General features: G+C 49.6%; 17 protein-coding genes and 1 pseudogene. 8 read left to right on the top strand and 10 right to left on the bottom strand.

The window, feature by feature from the left end; genetic code table 11:
- Positions 1 to 50 precede the first annotated feature (50 nt).
- Positions 51 to 2,348 (bottom strand): FdhF/YdeP family oxidoreductase, encoded by a 2,298-nt coding sequence (locus tag OH773_RS11160; RefSeq protein ID WP_270138618.1) that lies wholly within the window; start codon positions 2,346 to 2,348, stop codon positions 51 to 53.
- A gap of 222 nt (positions 2,349 to 2,570) precedes the next feature.
- Here OH773_RS11160 and OH773_RS11155 point away from each other — a divergent pair, with 222 nt between their 5' ends.
- Complete coding sequence (locus tag OH773_RS11155) at positions 2,571 to 4,262, top strand: methyl-accepting chemotaxis protein (RefSeq protein WP_270138616.1); 1,692 nt, start codon at positions 2,571 to 2,573, stop codon at positions 4,260 to 4,262.
- A gap of 24 nt (positions 4,263 to 4,286) precedes the next feature.
- On the opposite strand, the gene OH773_RS11150 is transcribed toward OH773_RS11155, so the two are convergent.
- From OH773_RS11150 to OH773_RS11125, 6 genes are all read right to left on the bottom strand, one after another.
- On the bottom strand, positions 4,287 to 6,032 hold the full coding sequence (locus OH773_RS11150) for an ABC-F family ATP-binding cassette domain-containing protein (protein ID WP_270138614.1): 1,746 nt from the start codon (positions 6,030 to 6,032) through the stop codon (positions 4,287 to 4,289).
- A 391-nt stretch (positions 6,033 to 6,423) separates the two neighbouring features.
- Complete coding sequence (locus tag OH773_RS11145; RefSeq protein WP_270138612.1) at positions 6,424 to 7,104, bottom strand: DUF1120 domain-containing protein; 681 nt, start codon at positions 7,102 to 7,104, stop codon at positions 6,424 to 6,426.
- 326 nt (positions 7,105 to 7,430) lie between these two features.
- Positions 7,431 to 8,030: a helix-turn-helix domain-containing protein gene (locus tag OH773_RS11140; RefSeq protein ID WP_270138610.1), complete on the bottom strand. Its 600-nt coding sequence runs from the start codon at positions 8,028 to 8,030 to the stop codon at positions 7,431 to 7,433.
- Between the two features lie 107 nt (positions 8,031 to 8,137).
- Positions 8,138 to 8,692: a hypothetical protein gene (locus OH773_RS11135; protein WP_270138608.1), complete on the bottom strand. Its 555-nt coding sequence runs from the start codon at positions 8,690 to 8,692 to the stop codon at positions 8,138 to 8,140.
- Entirely contained in the window at positions 8,689 to 11,121 is a 2,433-nt protein-coding gene (locus OH773_RS11130) for a fimbrial biogenesis usher protein (protein WP_270138606.1), read from the bottom strand. Before OH773_RS11130 ends, OH773_RS11135 begins: the two co-directional genes overlap by 4 nt.
- A 30-nt stretch (positions 11,122 to 11,151) precedes the next feature.
- Positions 11,152 to 11,850: a fimbria/pilus chaperone family protein gene (locus OH773_RS11125; protein WP_270138604.1), complete on the bottom strand. Its 699-nt coding sequence runs from the start codon at positions 11,848 to 11,850 to the stop codon at positions 11,152 to 11,154.
- Positions 11,851 to 12,131: 281 nt separating this feature from the next.
- On the opposite strand from OH773_RS11125, the gene OH773_RS11120 reads away from it, so the two are divergent.
- The gene (locus OH773_RS11120) at positions 12,132 to 12,794 is read left to right on the top strand and encodes a DUF1120 domain-containing protein (RefSeq protein WP_270138602.1); all 663 of its coding nucleotides are present in this window, start codon (positions 12,132 to 12,134) and stop codon (positions 12,792 to 12,794) included.
- An 83-nt stretch (positions 12,795 to 12,877) separates the two neighbouring features.
- Here OH773_RS11120 and OH773_RS11115 read toward each other — a convergent pair whose 3' ends face one another.
- Positions 12,878 to 14,344 carry an aldehyde dehydrogenase gene (locus OH773_RS11115; protein WP_270138600.1) on the bottom strand — a complete coding sequence of 489 codons (1,467 nt, stop codon included), beginning with the start codon at positions 14,342 to 14,344 and terminating at the stop codon, positions 12,878 to 12,880.
- A gap of 538 nt (positions 14,345 to 14,882) precedes the next feature.
- On the opposite strand from OH773_RS11115, the pseudogene OH773_RS11110 reads away from it, so the two are divergent.
- From OH773_RS11110 to OH773_RS11085, 6 genes and pseudogenes are all read left to right on the top strand, one after another.
- A pseudogene (locus tag OH773_RS11110) lies at positions 14,883 to 17,050 on the top strand (M23 family peptidase).
- Complete coding sequence (locus OH773_RS11105; RefSeq protein ID WP_270138598.1) at positions 17,050 to 17,418, top strand: hypothetical protein; 369 nt, start codon at positions 17,050 to 17,052, stop codon at positions 17,416 to 17,418. Before OH773_RS11110 ends, OH773_RS11105 begins: the two are co-directional and overlap by 1 nt.
- A 35-nt stretch (positions 17,419 to 17,453) precedes the next feature.
- Complete coding sequence (locus OH773_RS11100) at positions 17,454 to 17,735, top strand: hypothetical protein (protein ID WP_270138596.1); 282 nt, start codon at positions 17,454 to 17,456, stop codon at positions 17,733 to 17,735.
- 378 nt (positions 17,736 to 18,113) lie between these two features.
- Positions 18,114 to 18,539 (top strand): hypothetical protein, encoded by a 426-nt coding sequence (locus tag OH773_RS11095; protein WP_270138594.1) that lies wholly within the window; start codon positions 18,114 to 18,116, stop codon positions 18,537 to 18,539.
- An 81-nt stretch (positions 18,540 to 18,620) separates the two neighbouring features.
- Positions 18,621 to 18,812 carry a hypothetical protein gene (locus OH773_RS11090; protein ID WP_270138592.1) on the top strand — a complete coding sequence of 64 codons (192 nt, stop codon included), beginning with the start codon at positions 18,621 to 18,623 and terminating at the stop codon, positions 18,810 to 18,812.
- Positions 18,813 to 19,116: 304 nt separating this feature from the next.
- Positions 19,117 to 19,401 carry a putative quinol monooxygenase gene (locus OH773_RS11085; protein WP_270138590.1) on the top strand — a complete coding sequence of 95 codons (285 nt, stop codon included), beginning with the start codon at positions 19,117 to 19,119 and terminating at the stop codon, positions 19,399 to 19,401.
- 53 nt (positions 19,402 to 19,454) lie between these two features.
- Here OH773_RS11085 and OH773_RS11080 read toward each other — a convergent pair whose 3' ends face one another.
- Entirely contained in the window at positions 19,455 to 21,590 is a 2,136-nt protein-coding gene (locus OH773_RS11080; RefSeq protein ID WP_270138587.1) for a virulence factor SrfC family protein, read from the bottom strand.
- Positions 21,587 to 24,559, bottom strand: a complete 2,973-nt coding sequence (locus OH773_RS11075; protein ID WP_270138585.1) for a virulence factor SrfB — start codon at positions 24,557 to 24,559, stop codon at positions 21,587 to 21,589. The genes OH773_RS11080 and OH773_RS11075 overlap by 4 nt, the downstream gene beginning before the upstream one ends.
- Positions 24,560 to 24,562 lie beyond the last annotated feature (3 nt).

Genomic DNA, 24,562 nt, shown 5'->3' with positions numbered 1-24,562 from the left:
CCTCTTGTTGTCCATTTTTCTAAGTATAGACAACAAAAGGTTTTTGCTTTTTAAGCGATACGTTTATCTGCCACAGAAGCTGTACGGCTGATTTTTACCGGTACAGATTTTGAGGTTGGCGTACCCGTGCCGTCACCGACGCTGGTCAGTGGAACCAATGGGTTCGTTTCCGGGTAATACGCGGCCAGATTGCCACGTGGAATATTGTACGACACGATTTTAAATCCGCTGACTTTACGGGTAATGCCATCATTCCAGACGGTTTCAATATCCACCAACTCGCCGTCTTGAAGCTTCAGTGTGGCAAGATCTTCCGGATTGATGAATAGCACTTCGCGTTGTCCGTAAACGCCACGGTAACGATCGTCCAGCCCATAAATGGTGGTGTTGTACTGGTCATGGGAGCGCAGCGTCTGGAGCATAAACGGTGCCGCTAACTCACCGAACAAAGACTCTGGCAGCGGAGCGGCGCTGAACTCGGCTTTGCCCGATGGCGTATTAAAGCGCAACTGCGCGGCGGCATTACCAAGATAAAATCCACCTGGTTTTTCGCATTGCTGGTTGAAGTCTTTAAAACCGGGCAGGGTGGCGGCAATGTGATCGCGGATTAAATCGTAGTTATCTGCCAACGCTCGCCAGTCTACTTTCTCGCACCCCAGAACGGCCGCAGCAATGCCGGTGACAATCGCTGTTTCTGAGCGTTGAGTGTCAGCAATCGGTTTCCCAATCCCTTCGGAAGCGTGCACCATGCTGAACGAATCTTCGACGGTGATGAACTGCCGCCCGCTGGACTGCATGTCTTCTTCGGTACGGCCAAGGGTGGGCAAAATCAGTGCCGCTTTACCTGGCACCAAATGGCTGCGGTTGAGTTTGGTACTGATATGCACCGTCAGGCCGCAGCGCTGCAAGGCTTCTTCGGTGCGCGGGCTGTCTGGTGCTGCCGCCGCAAGATTCCCGCCAAGTGCAATCAACACTTTAACTTCATCACGCAGCATGGCGGCAAGCGCTTCCACGGTGTTATGACCCCGCGCGCGTGGAGGCTCAAAATCAAAATGCGCCGCCAGGCTATCGAGCAACGCCGCAGAGGGTTTTTCATCAATCCCCATCGTGCGATTACCCTGCACATTACTGTGGCCGCGTACCGGGCAAAGTCCGGCACCTTCTTTGCCCAAATGGCCGCCCAACAATTGCAGGTTAACGATTTCACGCACCGTGTTGAGCGAATGTTTATGCTGCGTTATCCCCATCGCCCAGGTACAAATTACGCGCTCGGCCTGTTGCCAGACAGCGGCAGCATCGCGTAATTGCTGCTCGGTTAATCCTGATTGTTGGGTGATGTGCTCCCAACTGGTGTTGTCGATTTCGGCAAACCAGGCCTCCACGCCTTGCGTGTGTTCAGCGATAAATTGCGCGTCAAAAATACCTGCATGACCTTGCGCCAGTTGCTGACGGTGAGTTTCCAGCAACGCTTTCGCCATGCCGCGAATGGCCGCCATATCGCCACCCAAATTGGGCTGGTAATAATAAGTGCTGATGTTGCCCGCCAGCGGCGTGACCACTTCTAACGGCTTTTGCGGATCGGCAAAGCGCTCAAGGCCACGTTCGCGAAGGGTATTAAAAGTGACTATTTGCGCACCGTTTTCTGCGGCATGACGCAAGCTGTGCAACATGCGTGGGTGATTGGTCCCCGGGTTTTGGCCAAACACGAAAATGGCATTGGCTTTATCAAAATCGTTGAGATGAATCGTGCCTTTACCCACGCCGATGCTGCGCTTCAGGCCGCTGCCGCTGGCTTCGTGACACATATTCGAGCAATCAGGGAAGTTGTTCGTCCCGACCATACGGCCAAAAAGTTGATACAGATAAGAGGCTTCGTTGCTGGCGCGCCCCGAGGTATACAGCTCCATCTGGTCGGGATTATCCAGCGCATGGATATGTTGAGCGATCAACTTAAAGGCATCATCCCAGCTTATCGCTTCGTAATGGTCGGTTTGTGGATTGTAACTGAGCGGTTCGGTTAAACGCCCTTGATACTCAAGGAAATAATCGCTTTGTTGGTACAGTTTACTGACGCTGTGCTGCGCAAAAAATACATGGTCGATGAATCGGCGAGTCGCTTCCCATGTGACGGCCTTCGCGCCGTTCTCGCAGAAGCTAAAAGTACTTTTATTGTCATCGCCCCACGCGCATCCTGGGCAGTCAAACCCTTTGGCTTTATTCATCCGCATCAGGTTGCGCAGGTTTTTTAAGGCGTGTTTGCTGTCGATAACAAAGCGAGTCGTGGCTTCAAGTGAGCCCCAGCCACCGGCTGCAGCGTGATAGGGTTTAATAGCTGATTTAAATTTCATATTACCGGTATCTATCCTTTGGGCGACGGCGACCGCACGCGGTGACGCCATTCATCATTACAAATAGTTTACTCCTCTTTAACCAGTCTGTAAGCCCAGCTACTTGTCAGACACTAATGTGTTAACCCCACCACAAAACGGCAACTTTGTATTCAACCTTTGGTTTCTCAAGACCGATGACTTTCCTACAGCTCAACATCTTACATAAGAGAAACCAAGGACATGGCAAAGACAAAAATCGCCCCGCAGGGGAATGTTCGTTTCTGGCATCACATCCGGTTGGTGCCGTTGTTTACATCCATCCTGGTGGGGATTCTGGTGCTGTTCGCGTTATGCGTTGGCCTGGCGAGTTACTATTTGGTGCAAAGTGAAAAAGCGCTGCAAGACGTCACTAATGAAATTCAGGTACGCATCGGTCTTTCAGACAGTTCAACCGATCTGCGTAGTGCACGTTTAAACATCATTCATGCGGGTGCGGCCGGGCGCGTGGCGGATATGGAGGATATGAAGTCAAATATCGCCGAAGCCGACAGGCTGATAAAGCAAGCGCAAGCCGGTTTCGACATCTATATGGCGCGAGCGAACAAAGTTGAAGAAGGCGAAGCGCTGGAGAACCAATTACGCGAACGCTTCAACGAGTATCTGACGAAAGGCATGGCACCGATGATGAAATATGCCAAAAACGGCATGTTTGAAGCCATCATCAACCATGAAAACGAACAAGCGCGCAAGCTTGATGCCGACTATAACAAGCTCTTAGTGCAAGCGGCGCAGATCCGTACCGAGCGTGCAATTGCTCTTAAAGAACAGGCCCAGGCCCGCTCGCACCTGAGTGTGATGCTGATTGCTGGCGCATTCGCACTGGCTATATTCATGACCGTTTTCACCTTTGTGGTACTGCGTCGGGTGGTGATTCAACCGCTGCAACAGGCGGCTACGCGCATCGAACATATCGCTAAGGGGGATTTAACTCAGGCGTTGACCGCTCATGGACGCAGCGAAATTGGCAAGCTCAATCAGAACCTACAGGAAATGCAGGCTTCACTGGTGAACACCGTCGGTGAGGTGCGTTCAGGTGCCGAAGCGATTTATCAAGGCACCAGCGAGATTTCTGCCGGTAACACAGATTTATCTGCACGCACCGAGCAGCAAGTGGCAGCGCTGGAAGAAACGGCCGCCAGCATGGAACAGCTAACCGCGACCGTAAAACAGAACGCGGATAACGCCCATCACGCTACCAAATTGGCGGAAGAAGCGTCGCACAAAGCCAGTGATGGCGGGCGTATTGTTTCGGGTGTCGTTAGCACCATGAATAATATCTCGTCCAGTTCGAAGAAAATTTCCGAGATCACGGCAGTTATCAATAGCATCGCATTCCAGACCAATATTCTCGCGCTTAATGCGGCAGTAGAAGCGGCACGTGCTGGTGAACAAGGGCGCGGTTTTGCGGTGGTCGCAAGCGAAGTGCGCACTCTGGCACAACGCAGTGCCCAGGCGGCCAAAGAAATTGAGGGGCTGATCAGTGAATCGGTTTCACTCATTGATAATGGTTCAAAAGAGGTGGCTCATGCCGGAGAAACCATGACGGGTATCGTGGGTGCCGTGCGCCGCGTCACTGATATCATGCAGGAAATTGCCGCCGCATCAGATGAGCAAAGTCGTGGCATTGAGCAAGTGGGTATTGCCATTCACGAGATGGATAACGTGACGCAACAGAACGCCTCCCTGGTTGAAGAAGCGTCTGCTGCTGCGACCTCCCTTGAGGAGCAGGCTGCACGTTTAACCGCGGCGGTGGGGATTTTCCGTTTAGACAGCCAGCATCACAAAATGGCGGCTAAGAAGGAAAAGCCGAAACCGTCATCGTCCATACCGCGCACGGTGGTGGACGATGACGATAACTGGGCGACATTTTAACGGCGATTCATTGAAGGATGCCGCTTACTCCAGTTCCAGCCGCATGTTCAGTGCGGCTATCTCCGTTCTCCACTGCTGCTGTAACGCCGGTTTTTGATGGCCGGGTTTGCGCGCTAAATCCTGAGCCAGCTTCTCCTCCAGTTCAACTAAACGTTCCAGCCAGCCTTCTGTTTCAGAAGGGGTTTCCGCCATGCTAGTCAAAACGTGATTCGATGGTGACAACGTCACGCCAGCATTTTCACTCGCCAGTTGCGCGTATAATCCATCGAGTGAGTGCCACTCGCTCAGTTCGCCATCATCAATCAACCAGAAGCGATTACAGCTTTTGGCGATTAACGTCCGGTCGTGCGTCACCAACAACACGCCACCTTCGTAGCTTTGCAGCGTTTCGGCCAACGCCTCTTTGCCTTCCATATCCAGGTGGTTAGTCGGCTCATCAAGTAGAAGCAACGAATAACGCGCCAACGTCAGGCCAACAAATAACAGCCTGGAACGCTCGCCACCGCTTAATGTGCTGACCGTTTGCCCGTGCCGCAACCAGGCAAAACCCGCGCTGATTAACGCCATTTTGCGATCGCGCTCGGTTAATAGGGCAAAAGGTTCGAGCGCTTGAAGCAACGTGTCGTCATCTTTTAACTGGTGCAACGTTTGGTCGTAATAGCCCATCTCGACGCGAGGATGCAGACGGATCTCGGATTCATCCTGCGGCGGCTGATTTTGTGACTGTAAATAGTGCTGCCACAGCATGCGCAACAGCGACGATTTACCACATCCGTTGCGGCCAATTATTGCCACCCGATCACCACTTTTCAGGCGCTGCATTGCCAGGGTAAACAGCGGTGAGCTATCGGGCGCAGGGCTGACGGCCAGGCTTTGCATTTCCAACAAACGATCCGCCGGTAACGCCGCACCTTTTAAAATCAGTTGCCACAGATTTGCCTCACTCAGTTCCGTTTGGCTGTTTTTTAATTTGTCGACGCGCTTTTCCATTTGTTTGGCTTTGCGCGCCAGGTCTTCGTTATCGTAAACCCGGCCCCAAATTGCGAGACGCTTCGCACTGGCAGCGATACGGTCGATTTCCTTTTGCTCCGCCTGATGACGGTGCGCGTCGGTACGGTCACGTTCAACCAAGGCCGCGCGTGCAGCAGAGCAGGGTAACTGGAAGAAACTGAGTGTGCGATCGCGCAAGATCCACGTACCGTTGGTCACGCTGTCCAACAGATGTTGATCGTGAGAAACCAACACAAAGCTGCCATTCCAGTTTTGTAAGAACTGCTCAAGCCACAGCAAAGTGGGTAAATCGAGGTGGTTGCTGGGTTCGTCAAGCAGCAGAAGATCCGGCTCGGTAATCAACGCACGCGCCAGCAATAAACGCGTATGTTGCCCGCCGCTTAATGTCCCAGCGGTAAGTTGCCACGCGGCTTCATCAAACCCCATACTGGCCAGAAGAGCCTGCGCCCGCCAGCCATCGGTATGCTGTTGCGCCTCGCTTAGTCGCGCCATCACGGCATCGAGTAGCGTCAGTGCATGCAATTCTTCAGGGAGATGTTGTTCGACACGTGCCAAAAGGCAGTGATGCGCACGTGTCACGCTGCCACTATTTGCAGAAATAGTGCCATCGAGCAGTTTCAGAAGGGTACTTTTACCGCAGCCGTTGTGGCCGATTAAACCCAGGCGATCGCCTTTTTTCAGCGTAAAGGTAATGTCTGCCAGCAGTGGGCCAAAAGCGGTATCAAGGCTAAGAGATTGTGCGGTTAATAATGTGCTCATTGTGCTTACTCAAGAGTTAGGCGATAGAACGCCTCGTCAAATTCGACGATAACCCGGTAAGCCCGAGGGAAGATTTAGTTGGTGCAGTCGTTAGCTTCGCTCAAGCCGGATTATCGCAGTGCGATATCGATAACGCTTGAGCTATGGCGATCGCCAAAAGTCTGCGAAATAAACAACATTTCACAAAACAGCATGGGATCCTCCTTATATATTCAGTGAGTTGATAGGTGGTGAAATCCTGGCAGATAAAAGAAGTCCTGACAAGCCGCTATTGTTGTGTTCGGACAGGAAGATAAAGGGGAAATCTGTAGGTGAAAAAAAACCGGGAATTCCCGGTTTTTATATGTCTGATTTTTCTCTCATCCGTGATGAGTAATTCTCAGAGAGCGTATTACAGATACTTCACGGAGATAGTTGTCTGACCGTCCAGCGCAGTATCATCAGAAATAGCCAAAGTGGTGGTATCCTGGACTGATGCACCCACAGTCAGCTTGTCAGAAGCTGTTGTAAAAGCAACCGGAGTACCTTGTGCATCGCTGAAGGTGAAAATTCGGAGGCCATCAGAGTGGAAGCTTGCACCACCGTTGTTAATCAGTGACCAGTTTGCACCGTCATCTTCAGAAAATGATATTTTCCCTGCTACGCCGTCAATCAAAACATCACCATTGTCCCTTGCCATAATGGTGTATGAACCTAATTTGACGTTGTCAGCCGTTTTACCCAGACCAAATTCACCAGAAGGGATTGCTGGGTGAGTATCAACTTCTGGTTGTGTATCGACAACGGTGTCCGCACGATCGTCGACCACTGACCAGGCCACTTTAGTTGGACTACTGCAGCTCAGGGTCAGCGTAATATCTTTCTGGCCCAATTGGTTAATTGCGGTGCTACTCAATGAGTTCACTGGCAATGAACCGAAATCCACCACGCCGTCAGCGGGCAGAGAAGGGGTGCATGAACCCATAATCAAAGTACCCTGTACTTTCAGTTCAGCGGTATCAGCTGCAAATGCTGCGTTGGCAGTAGAAATAACAAGCACAGCAGCAGCACATAATTTAAAAATATTTTTCATGGAAATAACTCTTTGTCGGATGATATTAAAATAAGACACCATTGTCTTGGTGAATGTATTATCCCTGATTTTTAGAATGGTTCAATTCAATAAGATCGCAATTAAATATTCAATGTTGAGTGTAAAAGTGGACTCAATAATCCATTAATTAATACATGAGGCTGAGTTTGTAATCTGTGAGGAAAAGTTATGGATTATTAATATATGGTTTTATTAGCGTGAGCGTAAAAATGGATACGATGAGCACTGAAATTCGATGGGGGATAGGGATTGCCTGATGAATCGGTTCAGGCATTCCGCTATTTTTGAGGGTACGATAAGGGAGATTATTCGAGATCTTTTAGGTCCATCAGCAGACCCTTGCTGAGCATCACTTTCCCTTCAGCCTTGAGCTCAGCCAACATTTTCATCACAGTGCTGCGGGACAGTCCGCTTTTATCCACAATATAATCTGCCGCAGTGCGACGTAAACGAACGATTTCTGGTTCTGCCTGTAGCTGATAAAGGCAGTGAATCACCAGTGCATAGCTGGATACTCCTGCCATATTGTTAATATACTTCAACATATTAGCAATGGTCAGCATATGGTGGGTAGAAACCTGTTGCCAAAGATTTTTCTCTTTGATGATTTTTTCTGCTTCCGCTAACAGCACAAATTCATAGCTAATATCGGTGCACGCCCGAAAGTACATTAACGCCGTGTCAATATACGAATTTAGGCCGAAAATTCTGGGGGCGGTAAAATTGACTAAGAGACGGTCGTCACTGGGTCTGCATCCCGAAATAATTCCCTGATGAAAAATGAGAACATTTCTTTCGGTGAAACCATCCATCGTGACAATCTGATTTTTTCGTTTAGTAAAGATATTTTTATTCGAGGATAAGTTGTCAACTAAAAGCTGAATTTGTTCCTTTGGATTTAACATAGAATATCATCCACTCGTCACTATTACAGTTAATGGTAGTATAAATTCAAAGAGCAGTGTGTATTTACAGCCACATGCGTGAGACCGGTACCAGATTGCTGGGTTATTTACTGGCTCTCAAGTTGAATCATCAGATTTGACAGTAAATCCTCTTCATCATGTGCTGATTGCAGGCCAGGTTTTAGCGCGGGTCGGATATGCAAAACAAAAGAGAATTGCTGGCCGACAGCAGCTTCACCGTTGCGTACAGGGAGCAAGCCGTCGTTATTCAAAACCAGCACTTTATTCTTGCTTCTATCAAGCGTTGGCACAAATGAACCGTGTGTCAGTGTTTTACCCAGATCCACGGGTCTGCCGTCCAACAAACCCTGTTGGGCGGAAACCAATAGATCCCCTGAGTCACCGAATCGAAAACGTTTCAGGCCGGAATCATCACTAATAAAGAGCGCCATAGACTGTGGTTCACTGCAAATAGCATTGACTCTGACGTCACGCTCGTCGAGTGTATAGACACCACCGCGATGGCTGCTTATCTCATTGTCGCTGAGCTTGCCGTAATCCACGTTATTATCAGAAACTGCGACGTTGCACTCTGCACGGGCCACACCTGAGCAGATTAACCCCGCCAGCAGGGCTAATACTGCGATTGATAGGTTTTTCATTTACATACCCCGTTAATTTTTTCATAGGTCTGTTTTTCCGCCTCAGGCGAAACCGTGTAGCTGATTTGGCAAACATGTACATTGTTTTCGTTTACCAGGAAAAGCTCAGGTTTAGCGGAAATGTCTTCCATAAATAACAATCCGTTGTCTACTACCGTTGCGGCGTAATTGCCTGCTCCGTCAACAACAGTACTGCCTTTTTTCAACACGCTGTGGTCAGCCATTTGTACGTTGAGCATGGCTCTGTGCACATGAAGACTATTGAACTGCACGTGCCCGACGGCACCGCGCCCTGTTGCCAGTTCGCTGAAGCCATTCTCAACATCTACATTTTCCGGGAGACTTTTCGCATCCAGTTCCACACGCAATTTGTGATAAGGATTAACGGAGGGCACGACGGCCTGTCCCCAATGGTCAGCCCAGACGTCACCAGATGGAGTGTTGATTCTTGTTCCGGCCAGATCTTTACCTGCATCAATAATGGCGAAGGTGTCTTTAACCGACCACGGCGAGAACGTCACTCCGTGCTGATGTGCAACCACGCCACCGGAAACCGCCACGCCGTAATTGCGCCCGTTCGGTCCATCGGTCCCCGCACTTAAACCCAGTCGGGTATAATGCAGATTGCTATTAATCGAACCGCTAAAGCTATTTTCCCGGTCGTCCATATCGCGCTCGGCAGACAGTGAGTAGCTGGTATCCTGGCTGATATTGCCGCTGGTTTGCACTCCCGCACTCGTTGCATGATGCATGGTGTGGGAATACGCGCTGACGCGGTGGCCGCCAAGTGGCATGCTGAGATTTACAAACAGCGTATCCCCGTCGTCTTCATACTTGTGTTCACTGTCATGGTTATCATTATTCTGGTTAACGGAACGCTGCCAACTGACGTTCAGATTGACGTCACCAAAGGTATTTCCCCATGCCGCATTGACATACTGGCTGCCTTCATTGCCGTCTGTGGCCTGATTTTTTGAGTAACGCAGGCTAAGAGAGCCGTAGTTTGCCAAAGATAAATGCAGCCCTGCGGAGTACTGCCCCGCGTACTGTTCAAAATCATCGTCAAGGGAGTCTTCCAACTCGCGATAACCTGAGCTATATCTCGTCATGCTGACGTCGGTACTGAGTTGACCGGACATGGCATAGCTGGCTGACAGCGTGGTGCTGCGGCCCTTCATGTCGTGTTCATGATCCATTGATGTTTTAAATGTTGCCGACAGCAGCATATTGTTGAATGGCAATGCATCCAGTACTAATGCCGCTGAATCATAGCCCTGTGCAGTCATTACACCGGCACCGACATTCAGCCAGGGTTTGACGCGCCAGCCATCGGAAAGTGTCGCCAGCATGGGTTCATTCTCACCGTCTCCATTGCTGCGATAGCGGCCCACCGCTGCAGACAGGCCAGAAGGGCTGCGCAACTGATGACTATTCACTGCATCGGCCGGAATAACGAAATGGTTTTTGCTGCCGTCGGTTTCGACGACTGTTACGTCCAGCTCGGCATTATTCCTGATAACCGGGACATCGTTCAGGGTGAAAGGGCCGAGAGGAACAAGCGTTGAGTACACCATTCGGCCTGCCTGGCGGATCTCGACGCGGGCCTGGGCTGAGTGAGCGATACCGGACACGGTAACGCCGCTTGTGCCTTCAGGAGTCAGCGCTTCTTCCGGCATAATTTGTACACCTGAAATGGAAGTGCCTGCGAATACGCTACCGCCGGTGTTAATCTGCCCGACCTGGAAGATTTTTTTACTATCTACAATTGTGTGTTGCGCATAGGCATAAAGGTTATCGCTGGTGCGCTCGCCGTCATTTTCTGTCACTGTCTGCCTGCTGCGAAACAACCAGTCATGGATGTTCAGACCTTCTTCCAGCGACAGTTGTTTGTTATCGGTGTTAATCCCTTCAGAGCTATTCTGGGTTGCGAACGCGCTGTAATTGAGTATCCCTGCGGTTCCACCGGTGCTGTAATTTTTTGCCTGGTCACCTTCACTCGTGGTATCAATGGCTTCCTGCGGAACGACCAGATCCAGTTCTTCCTTAGCGGGGACGGGGGTAATCACCGTGCCCGGAAAAGCTTTTGTATAGTCGAAACACGTGTTCGTTTTGTCATCATCACTGAGCGTTGCAACTTCTTTTGGAACCACCAGCGAGGCTCCTTGAAGGAAATGGACATTTGCACACAGTTGGCCATCCTGGCCAAATGTTGCGGATACCTTTCCTTTGTTATCGCCATTTACCACGACATTGACCATTTTCACGCCAGGCGTAAATTTGGGTGAAGACGCGAAATACTGGCTCAGTGACGGATCAAGCCCGCGGTTTTTTAATATGCTGCTGTCAAATTCCAGCGGAGTTTCAGCCGCAGAGGACATGACAGGGTAAAGGCAACAAAGTACGGCTAACGACAAAAAACGAAACGGCATCGATACCATCAGAGAATACTCAGGTAAAAGTTATTTATTCAGATTGGCGGTGTAGCTTGCAACATCAATTCCGTAGCGACTGGCTGGGAAAAACTTTAATTGACTATCGCCAGCCAGAGACTTATTTGCCTGTGCATTCAGTGTCTGACCCGGAAGAATATAAGTCTGCTTTATTTTCATTTGTGTTCCGGAAGGCTGTGATACCAGGTTTTCAGCTAAACGAATAACATAAGGGGAATCGTTTTTAACGGTAACAGTATTACCAGCAGTCGACCATTTCAGCAGCGTCCACGCATCTTTAACTACCGGGAGGTTTGCCGGATGAATAAGCACCGGAATGTCCTGACGGATATTAATTGCAATCCGATTATGGTTACCTTTGTCTTTAGGTGGAATACCTTCAAAAGTAAGGCGTTTTAAATGCTCTGTTTTCAGCGGTGCATCTGTGGCAAGAATAAAACGCAGTTGCTGCGTCTGACCAGCCTCGACACGGGTCACCGGTTGCGTGACGCTCAAATGAACACCGTTGTCATCAGGAATATCGACAATATTGGTATAAAGCAGAGAAGGGTGTGGGTCGGTATTTTTAACATTAATGCTTCCGCCTTTATCTTGCTCTTCAATAATAAGCAGTGATGATTCAGGAACCATTCCCGTTGCCAGGGCTGCGGCTGATTTAACAATAAGTAAAAGTGTCACGATGCGGGCTGATTTTTTCAGGTGTAACATATTATCTCCAGAAGATAATGAAATTATATAAGCAATTTTATTAAAGGACGGATAGTGATTACGAATATCGTTATTCGATGTCGTGCATTTTAAATAGATGGATTGTTAAAATCACCACAAAAATAAATCAAAAACATATTCAATTTTGAGTCCGATTTTGCGATAAATTGATTTGCAAGAAGGGGAAATTGCCTTATATCATGGAGTTCTGCACTGGTGAGCAGAGGAAGTTCAAAAATGCATACGGCGATATTTATCCGTTATAAATAAGGAAATGGGCAATGATTAAATTATTAATACCTTCTTTTACTTTGTTTGCTCTATTGCTTTCATCTGGCGCAATGGCCTCCAGTACGGCAATGATCAAGGTTCAGGCCATTCTTATGATGGGTTCTTGTACCCCTTCGCTGGATAACGGTGGTCTGTTGGATTTTGGTAGTTTTCCCGTTGATCATCTCTACGAAGACACCCCGAGCGGACTGGATTCTCGCACTATCAACCTACACATTACGTGTACTGAACCAGTCGCACTGGCTTACACCTTTCAGGATGACCGAAGTGATACGCTGGATGGCGGCAGCTCGGAAATTGCGTCTTATGGTTTCGGCATAGGGAAAACTGCAACCGGTATTAATATTGGTCACTTTTATCTGTATCTTGCAGGCTCCGATGCGCCGATTGTCAATGGGGCACCAGCCCAAACTATTTATTCTGACGATAATGGAGCGCAATGGGATGTTGCCTCAAGTTCAACCCGGGCCAGCAATAGCGGTAGCAATCTCGTCTCGTTTTCAGATACCAAAGATTTCACCCATCCTTTGACCATCGAGACTGCTGTGACAGAATTGGCTATTCACCCGATTGTACAGAGCAGAAAGACCCTGGCACTCACCGATGATCAACCTTACGAGGGAATGGCAACTATCAGTCTTATCTATCTCTGAAGAAAGCATTACCGCTCCTGTCCATAAATACTCTCTGGTTTGTCGGGTGGATACACGTGAGCATATCCACCGTTTTCATCTCGTCAGAACGGCAGCGGACGCGGCTGCATTTGCAGGGTTATCCAGCGCAACTCAGTAAATTCGTTGACGCCCGCAAGCCCGCCAAAACGGCCATAACCTGAATCTTTAACGCCGCCAAACGGCATTTGTGCTTCATCGTGTACGGTTGGGCTATTGATGTGGCAAATGCCACTTTGAATACGGCTGGCGATATTCCATGCCCGTGCGGTGTCGCGGCTGAATATGGCGGCTGAAAGCCCGAGGTCGTTATCATTGGCGATAGCCAGCGCTTCCTCGTCGTTTTTTGCGCGGATAATCCCTTTAACCGGGCCAAAGGATTCTTCGTGGTAAATGCGCATGTCTGAGGTGACAAAATCCAGAACCGTGGCGGGCATTAATGTTGAATCCGCTTTGCCACCCGCAACCAGTTTTGCCCCTTTTTCCAGTGCGTCATCGATCAAATCATTGCAACGTGAAACCGTCTGCACATCCACTACCGAGCCCAAAACGGTCGGGCCGTGACGCGGGTCGCCACACGGCAAACTTGCGGCTTTAGCCGCAAACTTCGCGACAAAATCATCGGCGATCCGCTCATCGACAATAATACGTTCCGTCGACATACAGATTTGCCCTGAGTTGGCGAAAGCGCCGAAGGCTGCGCAATTCACTGCCAGATCAATATCAGCGTCGTGCAGCACCAGCAACGGAGCTTTGCCACCCAATTCCAACACTACCGGTTTCAGGTAGCGTGCACACGTTTGGGCGATGATCCGCCCGACGTGCGTTGAACCGGTGAAATTCACACGCCGCACCGCAGGATGGGCAATCATCGCTTCGACAACACTGGCGGCATCTTCTGGCGCATTTGTCACAAAGTTGACCACCCCCGCGGGGAATCCGGCTTCATTGAGTGCATCGATAATTAAACCGTGAGTGGCAGGCGAAATTTCTGAGCCTTTGAGAACTACGCAGTTACCGCAAGCGAGTGGTGTAGCAATCGCCCGCACGCCGAGAATAACGGGCGCATTCCACGGTGCCATTCCCAGTACCACACCTGCAGGTTGGCGCACGGCCATGGCCAGATTACCAGGCACATCGGATGGAATCACATCACCGTTGATTTGCGTGGTGAGTGCTGCGGCTTCACGCAGCAGTCCGGCACCCAGATGCACGTTAAATTCCGCCCATTGCGCCGTGGCACCGGTTTCTGAGGCCATTGCGGCGATAAACGCGGCTTGTTTTGCTTCCAGTGCATCTGCCGCTTTCAGAAGCAAAGCGCGGCGTTGATTCGGCCCGGTTTGCGACCAACTAGCGAAGGCCTGATTTGCGGCTTCCACCGCAGCGCGTGCATCGTTGACCGTCGCGGCGGGGGCAATAGTGGCGACCTGTTCATCGAGGGGGTTGCGGCGTTCAAATGTGGACTGATTCTGTGCCCCAACAGGTAATCCATTGATGAGCATAGAAATAGAGACAGGGGATGTGTTCGGCATGTGACACCTTTTTTGTTATTGAAATGTTAAGGTGCCATCCAGTGTAGTCAGAATCAGATTGTTTTCCCAGAGGTTTACCCGTTTTTACCCGGCGACATTCATTCAGTAATCAACTCTCGCACCCAACGATGCCCGCGTGCGCATGGCTGCGTTCATGCCACACCATACTTATGTCAAAAGCGTTTGTGTCCGAATGTCGCCTGAGTCTCATCCATCCGTTAAATCTATCCAGGTTACTTATTCACGAAACAAATTATCAGTTTGATATTTAATGTTTTTTTAGGGATTAATCTAAAAAAAGCAACCGACATCAAAATACTTGCTACAGAAACGGATTATTCATTGTCGTCGTTTAACGAGAGGTATGTCGGCCTTCCTTTGCTTGGGTTACGTTTCACTCTTCTCGTATAGCCATGGCGATCACGGTGAGGGGAGCGATGACCCAACCGTGAAATTCATGTTTTCGTAACAGAGTGATTATTCAGACAGATAACTCGCCGTTATTACCTTAGCTTCGCTTTTAAAAAAGGAATTTAAAATGATCATCAGCCCTCCGTTATTACATGAACATTCGGACACGGAAGCAGATTCCGACTGGGTCAACAGAATGATGCCTGTTGACTCACAGCGAACTTTCCCCATGAATGCAGGCCAGTCATGGCATGGTGGCATTCATCTCGTCGGTTCTCCATCCGACATCCTGCGGTGTATTGCCGATGGTGAAGTCATTTCACTGCGCCAGCCCGATCCGGCTAAAAGTCTTGTGCCGCCATTAAATTATAACGGGACGACAGACTACGGTTATGTTCTGCTGAAACACGAAACGGAAATCGGCAGCGGTGATGATGGCAAAATTGTTTATTACTCACTGTATATGCACCTGAAGAGCATCAGCAGTGACATCTCTGCAGGGAAAAAACTTTACCGTAAAGAGTCCATCGGCACGGCTGGCGTGGTGGATGGCCAGAACGGGCTGCATTTTCAGATTTTCTGTGATGATGAAAATATCCGGAAAATCACTGGCAGAACGGCTCCGGAACTGGATCTGACGAAAGATGGCCGCATCGACGCCGTTTATGGTGATATGCATTTCTGCCTGCCAGCAGGGACATCGGTGTATGCCAGTGCACCGGATGGGAATTCGCCAACAGTAAGCGGTACACAAGTGACAACCAGCGTACCGCTGTATGTGACCATGAGCTTCAGCAAAGGCAGTTGTACGATGGTGACGCGCCAGCAAAATCTCGGACAGACGGGGCAGTATTCTGTCGTGGGAGAATTCCTGAATAACGCCGATGGTGAGGATTATGAATAAACCTCTATTCCACTGCGCTGAAACTTTACTCGGACAGCCCGAGTGCCGGATACGAAATGCTACGATTCGGGCGGGTGATCAATACAGAATACGAAACATTATCCCCTGCGGATGCGCCGCTGTGGCGGACAGTAAGCACGCCCGAAGGTAACGGCTTTGTGAATCTGGCGGCCCCTGATATCCGCGTTTACAGTGACGGAGATTTTCCGCACTGGATGGGATGGACACTGGTGGATGATGATACGGATACCAACAGCCAGTGCAATTCACCGACTATCCTCAATTCAACTCGCACGGATTTAAGCCAGATGGTTTGTCATTTCCCGCTGGAATGGGATACGGGCACGGTGGACACGCGCTTTGAGTGGCTGAAGTCGCCCAATGACGTGCTGAATAAACCCATGACGGAGTGTGACCTGGGGCTACTTACCGATCACGGGAAAGCGCTTTGCCTGACCGAGAACCCATTACCTTCCGGACGGGTATGGCATTTTGACCCACGGCAGTTTATTGCACATTTCAGGAAGTGTGGGTGGTTGAGTAAAGCTGAGATGAAGCAGCTCATTCCGCTACATATTATCTCGGGCACCCGCTGGGACAGACTGAACGGGAATTATGGTGAAAATTCCGTGTTGGCGAATCATTATGAGCAGATAAATAAAACCCTGCGTAAATATTGCATCAACACACCCTTACGCATGGTCTGCTTCTTTGGTAATGCCATACAAGAAACTGCGTGGCTTACCACCACCCATGAAAGCTATGTCTATACAGACAGAGATCCGCACACCCATGCCGTCACCGGCCACCATAATATCTGGTATCACCCCTGGTATGGTCGAGGTTTTTTACAGTTAACTAGCCCGGATAATTATTATAAATATTTTACGTTTCGCGGTTACCGTTTTGATGACGCGGTAAGACAAACGCTGAAGGCTGAATATAAACGTTTATACGGAAACAGTGCCATCAGGTATACGGATAATCATCTGAGTGATGCCAGCAATCCCCATTTAACTACCGAAGTCATTGGCTGGCGTAATGCGGTGGAAATTGGCATTTGTGAGCCAGCCGATAGTGCCGGATTTTATTGGGTTGCAACAGATATGGCGAAATATGCGGATAAGCCGCATGCACCAGAACGGCAGGAGGTAGTAACCAACAGCGGTACTAAAATTTACTACCGTAGCTTTTCCTTCTGGCAGGCTAGTGCGGCGGTTAATCTGCCTGCGGCTGTGGACAGGACAGATTTTTCAGGATTGAACGGGTTTACCGAACGGTGCTGCGCTTACAGCAATGCTCTAGCGGTGTTAACCGAAATGAAGTTCCCGGATGAATTTGGCGCGATAACATTGGAAATTCCAGAAAGTGATTTTTTGAGGCGCGGATAATGAAAAAAAACATAGTGGTATTAACAGCATTGTTGTGGTGCATTGTTGCCCGCGCTGAGATTACGCCAGTCGTGGAAATACCTGCAGAGTTTGATAAATCAAAATATTCATTAAGAATAATTGAAGAAACATCCAGGATTCATTATATAAAGCAAATCAGTGATTGCAATGACACTCATTACAAAGATTTTTTCTTCGTGACACTTAAATTAGATATTGATAGAACTCCCAGGCATGAACCAGAAAAAGTCCCCTTCAGTGAATGGTTTTGTTTGTTTTCCGTTGATGTCTATAAATTTGGATATGACACGGGAGTGTATCCTGAAAAAGTATCATTTAATAAAAAACAAAATCGTGGATGGTGGTAAATACAGGGGTTAGGTCAACAACAGAAAATCCTTATATGCCACTAAAGGTTTATAACATTAACTCATTAAATGCTAGAGGCTTTGCAGTTATTGATAAAAACATCAGTAATGATGACAGAAATCGTTTTAATGATGAAAATTTAAAAATGAAAATCTATTTTTGCATGATCCATAAAGATGGATTTGCATTATGTGGAACTGGAAGTCTGACTACAATTAAAGATGGAAAAGAAGTGGATCTCACGCCTTACGCTCTGAAATCACTGGAAAGCATGGAAATAGGAATAAAAGTGCCCAAGGTGAATAATGAAAAATAAATCGATGGCAGTCTCCTGAAAGCCTGCAACAGGAGTGAAGCTGATGATACCTGCCTCGATAGGATAATGATCATCAGCTTTCTATTTTAACATGAACAATCGGATCTGAAGCAGATACTGTGTGGGTCACAGGATGAAGACTGTTGACTCACAGCGAAATTTTCCCATGAATGCAGGCCAGTCATGCCATGGTGGTTATTCACTATCAGACACCATGCCTTAACTACCTAAACAATCTATTCAGGGTTAAACGGTTTTACTGAACGGTGCTGTACTTACAGCAATGCACTCGCGGTGTTAACAGAAATGAAGTTTCCAGATTAATTTGTCGCGATAACATTGTAAATTTTAGAAAGTTATTTTTTTGAGGCGCGGATAATGAAAAAAAATATAGTGGTGTTAACAGGGTTGTTGTGGTGCACCTATACTCACGCTGACATTATGCCAGCGGTGAAAATACCTGCTGAGTTTGATGAATCAAAATACTCAGTAAGAATAATTGAAGAAACATCCAGGATTCATTATATAAAGCAGCTCAGTGATTGCAATAATATTCATTATAAAGACTTTTTCTTTATGAAGCTAAAATCAGATATAGATGGAACTCCCAGAAATGAACCCGAAAAAAAACCTATTAACGAATGGTTATGCTTATATAGTGTTGATATTTATGCAGAAGGATTTGGGTCTGGCCTGAGGGAGAGGGCCATTTTCTCTAGGGATAAATCACTATGGATCATAGGGAAGACCAACATATCAGATATTTCATCCGTATATCAAAATATTCCATATAAACCTATTTAGCTGTATAATATCACATCAGTTAACGCCAAGGGTTTTGCTGTTATAAGTGAAAATATCATTCCCAGTGATAATGATAGTTATATGGATGGTGATGAAAAAGTGAAGAAAATAATTTATTTTTGCATGATTCATGATATATCGGCGCTGTGCGGATCAGGAAGTCTGGTAAGAAATATCAATGGTAATGAAATTGATTTTACACCTTATGTATTGAAATCACTGGAAAGCATGGAAATAGGAATAAAAGCACCCGAGGTTAATAATGAAAAATAAATCGATTGCTGTCCCTTGAAAGCCTGCAACAGGAGTGAAGCTGATGATACCCGACTCGAAAATCTGCCCTTCTTATTTACATGAGCATGCTGAAGCAGATGCTGTCTGGGTCAACAGGATGAAGCCTGTTGACCCACAGCGAAATTCCCCCATGAATGCAGGTCAGTCCTGGCATGGGGGCTTCATCTTGCCGGTGTACCATTAGACACAATACGATGCATCATCATTGGTGATGCCATTTCATTACGATAGACTGCACCGACACCCATATAGTGATACGTCAGCTAATAGATTCGAGGACAGAATGTTAAAAGTCATCGCCGAAGATTTTATAAAGCCCGAGGACATTGAAATAGTTATCCCTTTGTACCGGGAGCTAGTTGAAGCCACTAAGCAAGAGCCTCTTTGTATTACCTATGATTTGTATATTGATGAGAAGGACCCTGGCCATTTCATTTTTATAGAGGAATGGTTTGACCGTGCGGCGCTGGATGCGCATTGTGCAAGTGAGCATTTCAGAAGGTTGGTCCCGTTGATTGATCAACACACGAGAAAGGAAGCAACGTACATACTGATGACCGCTTTTTGAACTCCGTCATCTGGGTGAGAATAACGCACTCACCCAGAATCTCATCTGCCTGGTTATTCCCCAAGTAGCTCAACTAACTGCGATTTCTGGGCAGCACTGACATCCTGCGGGTGACGATAACCGATGTTCTCAAGCGCTCGGGTATACAGCGCAACCAGCCAGTCGTAGACATACAGCGTATTGCCGCGAGCAGGTTGGTCGCCTAAACGAACCAGCCGCGTGTTGGCGCTGGCCTGGGCTTGCTGAGTAAATACCGGTGAGCCTTTATTGACGCGGCTTGCGGGACGTAACGTGGGTTCGATATGTGCGTATCCTAACCAACTGACAAAATCACCCAGCACCGCGCAGACGCAGGTAATTTCCTGCGCCATGCTGCCATCTCCCTGACGCAATACCGTGTCGAGCTGCTGAGATAATTTCAGTCGATAACTGGCGACAATCAGCAACTGGCACAGCGCCTGGAGTTGAGTATTGTCGATGCCTGAAAGATGGGCAATTTCCCGGCGTGTTGCCAACTGGCGTAAATGATTAACCCACAACACATGCACCGTATTGGCGAAGTTACTGACATCGCTGATTTGTGCAGTATGGCTCTCTTCGTCCGCGAACAGGTCGATGTCGAGGCTAAACTCGGCGGGTTGTTGTTTGCGTAATTGCTGATGGTTCAACCAGCATTGTTGTAGTACCTGGCGCTCAGGCAACAGGCTGGCGATCAGTTCGCCATGAATGGCGGCGCGGGATTGCAGAGTACGCACCAGATCTTCTGCCTGCGAACGAGCGAGCTCCGGCGTCAGGTTTTCGCATTCGATAAGATGAGCGAACAGATCGTTGATTTGCGTGTTAAGCGCGGCGTGTAACATCTCAATGCGACGGGTACGTTGCGCGGGAATCAGCGCGTCCGTAAGCCACTCCAGCAAACGGTGCATATTGCGGCTGTCCAGCGCTTGCAGCGTGCCCCAACGTTTCCCCGGCAGGCCAATAACACGTTGCACACCTTCATCCAGATTAGCTCCGCTAAAACGAGCATCACGCGGTGTAATCGCCCAAATTAAGCCCGGAGTTGTGGCGTTGCTGGGCTGGGTTTTATCCACCCAACGTGCCAGCATTTTACCGGCAGCGTTCACTTCTCGTCGAACGGAGGCGGCATTACACACCACGAGTTTATCGGGCTGGAGAGCGTTGCCGTAATGGTCGAGTTGCTCGAGAGGAATATCCACCACCTCGACCTGCGCAAGCTTCGGCGGATGGTTAAGCGTCAGGGTGATTTCCGCGCAGAGTTGCTGCAAATCATGCTGTGCAAGGCTCACCTGGGTACCGATTTCGTGATTGAATAGCGGGCACACCAGTACGTCGGCACTGATTTCCTGCATGTCCGGCGTTGTCGGGAACAAGAACCCTTCAACCGGCAGCAAGAAGGTATCGACCAGCAAATTAGCCGGGGCCAAAATCTTACGAGTGCAGCCCAGGTGATTGAGCATGTCGACAAGCTGCTGCCAGCGCGCGGTTTGTGTCGCGTTGTCGCCCCAAAGCGGTGCCAGCAACGAAGCCTGGTCAGCACTGCTCAACCATGGCAGCAGTTCCGCCATTTGCTGCCACAGCGCATTATCCAGATGGTACTGACGGCGCACGACTTCATGATAAGTCTGGGCAATGTCAGAAAGCTGATGTTGCGTTATCCCTGGTGTCGGTTGTGCCAGCCGTTTGACCTGTAACTCTTTAAGTTTTGCGGCGATAACTTCCGGTTGCGCAAAACGAGCAGATGACGCGGCGTGATACTGACGAATCATGCGCTGGGCAAGTTCGCAGGCGTTATACAGCGTCAACAGCAAGGGATAGTGTTCTGCGACCGGTAATTCGCGACAGGTAAAACGCACCGCAACGTCAGGCGCATGGCCGGGGTTGATGTGTGTCAGGTAATCCAGCACTTTCCCGCCGAGCAAAATCTCAATGCGTTCGTGGTTATCGCCCAGCAGTGTGGTGAGCAGGTGATGTTTACCCGCCACCGAGTGGCCATACAACCCAATTGTTAGTGGTTGCTCCGCCTGTAGGTCAATCTGATGCTGGCGTTGTTGAATGGCGGCCAATTTTTGCAATAGCCCGTCGGCTTCGTTATCCACTAACGGAACCGACAGACGAGTCTGCTGTACCCAATCTTCTAACTGTTGCAGCGTTGAGGTTGTTGAATTCATTTTTGATACACGCTCCCGCTGTCAATCCAGTAATGGCTGGCACCGCTATAGCTTCCAGCCAGCGTATTCAATTTAAAACTTAATTGGTTGAGCGGCACTTTGCTGCCATCCTGCAACCACGCTTCGGCCAGCACAAAGGCATCAGCTTCACGGGTCTGCTGTAAACGCACATTCAGCACGCCTTCGCCGGCAATGGCTTTTGCCAACTGCGGCGAGTTTATCGCGAGGGTGTACAACGGCGTGGCGGGCCAGCGCGCATCATCAAGCTGGCGGAATCCCAGACAGGCATTGCCGCGCAGAGGGAAATGCAGGCGCGTATCCAGCGTAGATTTAGGGTCGTCGAGATCGATATCGCGATACCAAATGTTTTTCTCAACCAGCGTATTGTTGCCATCCAGCATCCCCAGATAGCGCACCGTAGAGTAAGCCTGAATATCAGACGCTTTAAAGTTAAAGCCAGGCAGGCGTAAATCCATCGCCAGGCTGCACAGCATCGCCCCCACGGCCGCCGTCGATTTTGGGTTGCCGATGCGGCCTTGTTGGCTAAACGGATACCATTCATGAGTCTGATAGTTATCCAGCCAGACAATGCGGTTTACCGGCACCGGTTGTTGGTAGCGTAATAGCGCCTGAACGCCGGGCAAACAGCCTGGTCGCCCGGTGACCAATAACACATCGCAACAGTAGTGGGTGATCACTTCACACAGCGCTTGCAGCGGTGCGGTGAGCGTAAAATGTCCGGCGAGCAGCGCGTCTTGCAAATCAGCTAATTCAACATGTAGCGGTACGCTGAATAAATCAAACGCGGGCGCGTCGGCAGGCAGCGCATGCTGTACGGCCTGTTGCACATAGTTAATCACGTTATCCGTTGGGCGCTGGGTTAACAGCTCGCCAAAGGTCGCTTCCAGCATGGCGTGGCGGTCATCAGGATCGCTGTTTTCCCAACACGACAACACCGCATGGCCCAGCGGGATAAACAGTTGCAGCGCGGTTTGCTGACGCAGTGTGCCGCGGGTGTCCATGCGCCCGGACTCACCAAACAGCGTGGTCATTAATCCTGTGCTGTCCGCAACACCCGCCTGATGGATTTGCGCCTGTAGCGCGGGGAGCACGCAACGCTGGATAACATCCAGCAGAATGTCGTCACCCGCGACTTTAAAGCCTTCGCGGAACAGCAAACGCGGGGTGATTTTCACATTGCTGCCGACGCCGTCATCCAGATGATATTGCGTGATGGCCATATCCGTCGTGCCCCCGCCAATATCAATCGAGGCGACACGCAAGGTTTTCCCTGGGGGCTCATCGGCGGCTAATTTGCGGTCAGGACGGGCAAGGCTTTTGAAGAAGTTACCGCTCTGTCCGGCATAGTTAACCAACGCTTCGTTATACAGCCACACCAGTTGCCCACAAGTCGCTTCGTCCCATTCCATCTGCACATCGGGTACCGGAACCACGCTTTTCTGGAAATCTCGATCGTTGCTAAAACCGTCGTCTGTCGGGTGCCATTCCATTGCTTTCCACACCAGACCAACTGCTTCCTGCATACGCTGGCGGAAGATTTCACGCTCTTGTTTTGGCATCGCCGAAGGCAGTGTGAGGATAAGAGTGCGCAACTGACGTGGAGCATTGATATGGCCCATGCTTTGGCGTGAGCCAACGCTGTTGATTTGCATCAGTGCCTGCGCCAGTAGCTCGCACAGCATCAAGGTCATCAACGAACTGCGACTGTATTGCGGCGAAAAAACCGGCAGCCTTTCTTCTAACGGTAGCGAATAAAGCGGCTGTCCGTCATCATTCATCAGATTCATCAATGGATACGCGGTTGCCAGCGGTTCGCGTTGTGTTTTCACCCCCATCTGGCTAAAGCGCCAGTCCTGGTTGGCAGGGGTTTCATCCCACAAGTATCGGCGAGGGCTGGAAATACCGCTGGCTCCTTCAGTGCCTAAACGGGCAGAAGCCATGCTACGGGCTTCATCACCGACACGCGCAATCGACGGCCAGACAAACGCGTCGTCGCGGCCACTTTCGACCGAGAAGTGCTGCTTGCCGAATTTAGCTTCGGAGAACTCGAGGCGGCTGGTGAACATCGCTTCATTAATGGTTTGCGGTTCGCTCAGCGAGCGAATTTGCAACTCGGCGGTTTGGCGCAGGCCGTCATTCGCTTCACCGTGATCTTCGATTAATACGCCGCAGGTGTGTGTGTTGCCCACGTCCAAAACTAAATCAACGGGAATGGCCGGGGATTGCAATGTCGCCGTGACTATTTTGACCTCAGGCACCGCAAGCTGTGCGCCGAGCATCTCGATGATATTGAGATAGTGCGCCTGATACTCAAAGGTTTTCAGTGCGTTACTGATCTCGCGCTCGCTGCGTGATTCATGGCGTGAAGCGAACTGCGTGAACACTTCGCGCAGCCAGCCATCAACCCAGGTCTGGTCGATAAAGTCGTTAATTTCTTCGTTTTGCCAGGCCAGCGCAAAGCGAGCGCCGTTACGCACATCGCTTTGCGTCGGCGCCAGATGTGCGGCAGGGTTATCGTCGGCAAGAATTTTGGTATCCAGCGCCAGAGTAATGCGCACGGTGTTGCCTGCGGGATCGGGCGTTCCAAGACACCGAATGTGTACTCGCGCCCAGTTATCCGGGCCGCCCACAAAAGTACGCGGTGGGTTAAAGCGCAGGAAAGGCAACGGAAGCCAGGTTTTATCCAGCAGTTTCAGCGAATGGCCGAGCGTAATGGTGCTTTCAGGTTTGACGACTTCGGGAGCCGCACCCTGGCTGCCAGGCAGGGTAAATTTGCCAGGCACCACGTCGTAATCAAGACGAAGCAGCGGGCCATTCGCCGTTTTACGCACAAAGCGACCGGTGTGCGGCGCGTTTGGTTGTGGGGCAAGGCCGAAATCCAGAAACTGAATGCCGCTGTCTTTTATGAGCGTCACGCTCGGCTTATAGGGATACAGGGTGGCAAACATGGA

The sequence above is a fragment of the Buttiauxella sp. WJP83 genome, from assembly GCF_027594725.1.
Classification (GTDB): Bacteria; Pseudomonadota; Gammaproteobacteria; order Enterobacterales; family Enterobacteriaceae; genus Buttiauxella; species Buttiauxella selenatireducens.
This window is presented reverse-complemented; position numbering and strand designations above follow the sequence as displayed.

Bases quoted from the DNA above. Each gene is read 5' to 3' on its own strand.
- OH773_RS11100 (WP_270138596.1), top strand. From the start codon at position 17,454: ATGCCACTAAAGGTTTATAACATTAACTCATTAAATGCTAGAGGCTTT.
- OH773_RS11075 (WP_270138585.1), bottom strand. From the start codon at position 24,559: ATGTTTGCCACCCTGTATCCCTATAAGCCGAGCGTGACGCTCATAAAA.
- OH773_RS11160 (WP_270138618.1), bottom strand. From the start codon at position 2,348: ATGAAATTTAAATCAGCTATTAAACCCTATCACGCTGCAGCCGGTGGC.
- OH773_RS11115 (WP_270138600.1), bottom strand. From the start codon at position 14,344: ATGCCGAACACATCCCCTGTCTCTATTTCTATGCTCATCAATGGATTA.
- OH773_RS11150 (WP_270138614.1), bottom strand. From the start codon at position 6,032: ATGAGCACATTATTAACCGCACAATCTCTTAGCCTTGATACCGCTTTT.
- OH773_RS11120 (WP_270138602.1), top strand. From the start codon at position 12,132: ATGATTAAATTATTAATACCTTCTTTTACTTTGTTTGCTCTATTGCTT.
- OH773_RS11095 (WP_270138594.1), top strand. From the start codon at position 18,114: ATGAAAAAAAATATAGTGGTGTTAACAGGGTTGTTGTGGTGCACCTAT.
- OH773_RS11145 (WP_270138612.1), bottom strand. From the start codon at position 7,104: ATGAAAAATATTTTTAAATTATGTGCTGCTGCTGTGCTTGTTATTTCT.
- OH773_RS11105 (WP_270138598.1), top strand. From the start codon at position 17,050: ATGAAAAAAAACATAGTGGTATTAACAGCATTGTTGTGGTGCATTGTT.
- OH773_RS11085 (WP_270138590.1), top strand. From the start codon at position 19,117: ATGTTAAAAGTCATCGCCGAAGATTTTATAAAGCCCGAGGACATTGAA.
- OH773_RS11140 (WP_270138610.1), bottom strand. From the start codon at position 8,030: ATGTTAAATCCAAAGGAACAAATTCAGCTTTTAGTTGACAACTTATCC.
- OH773_RS11080 (WP_270138587.1), bottom strand. From the start codon at position 21,590: ATGAATTCAACAACCTCAACGCTGCAACAGTTAGAAGATTGGGTACAG.
- OH773_RS11130 (WP_270138606.1), bottom strand. From the start codon at position 11,121: ATGCCGTTTCGTTTTTTGTCGTTAGCCGTACTTTGTTGCCTTTACCCT.
- OH773_RS11090 (WP_270138592.1), top strand. From the start codon at position 18,621: ATGGATGGTGATGAAAAAGTGAAGAAAATAATTTATTTTTGCATGATT.
- OH773_RS11135 (WP_270138608.1), bottom strand. From the start codon at position 8,692: ATGAAAAACCTATCAATCGCAGTATTAGCCCTGCTGGCGGGGTTAATC.
- OH773_RS11155 (WP_270138616.1), top strand. From the start codon at position 2,571: ATGGCAAAGACAAAAATCGCCCCGCAGGGGAATGTTCGTTTCTGGCAT.
- OH773_RS11125 (WP_270138604.1), bottom strand. From the start codon at position 11,850: ATGTTACACCTGAAAAAATCAGCCCGCATCGTGACACTTTTACTTATT.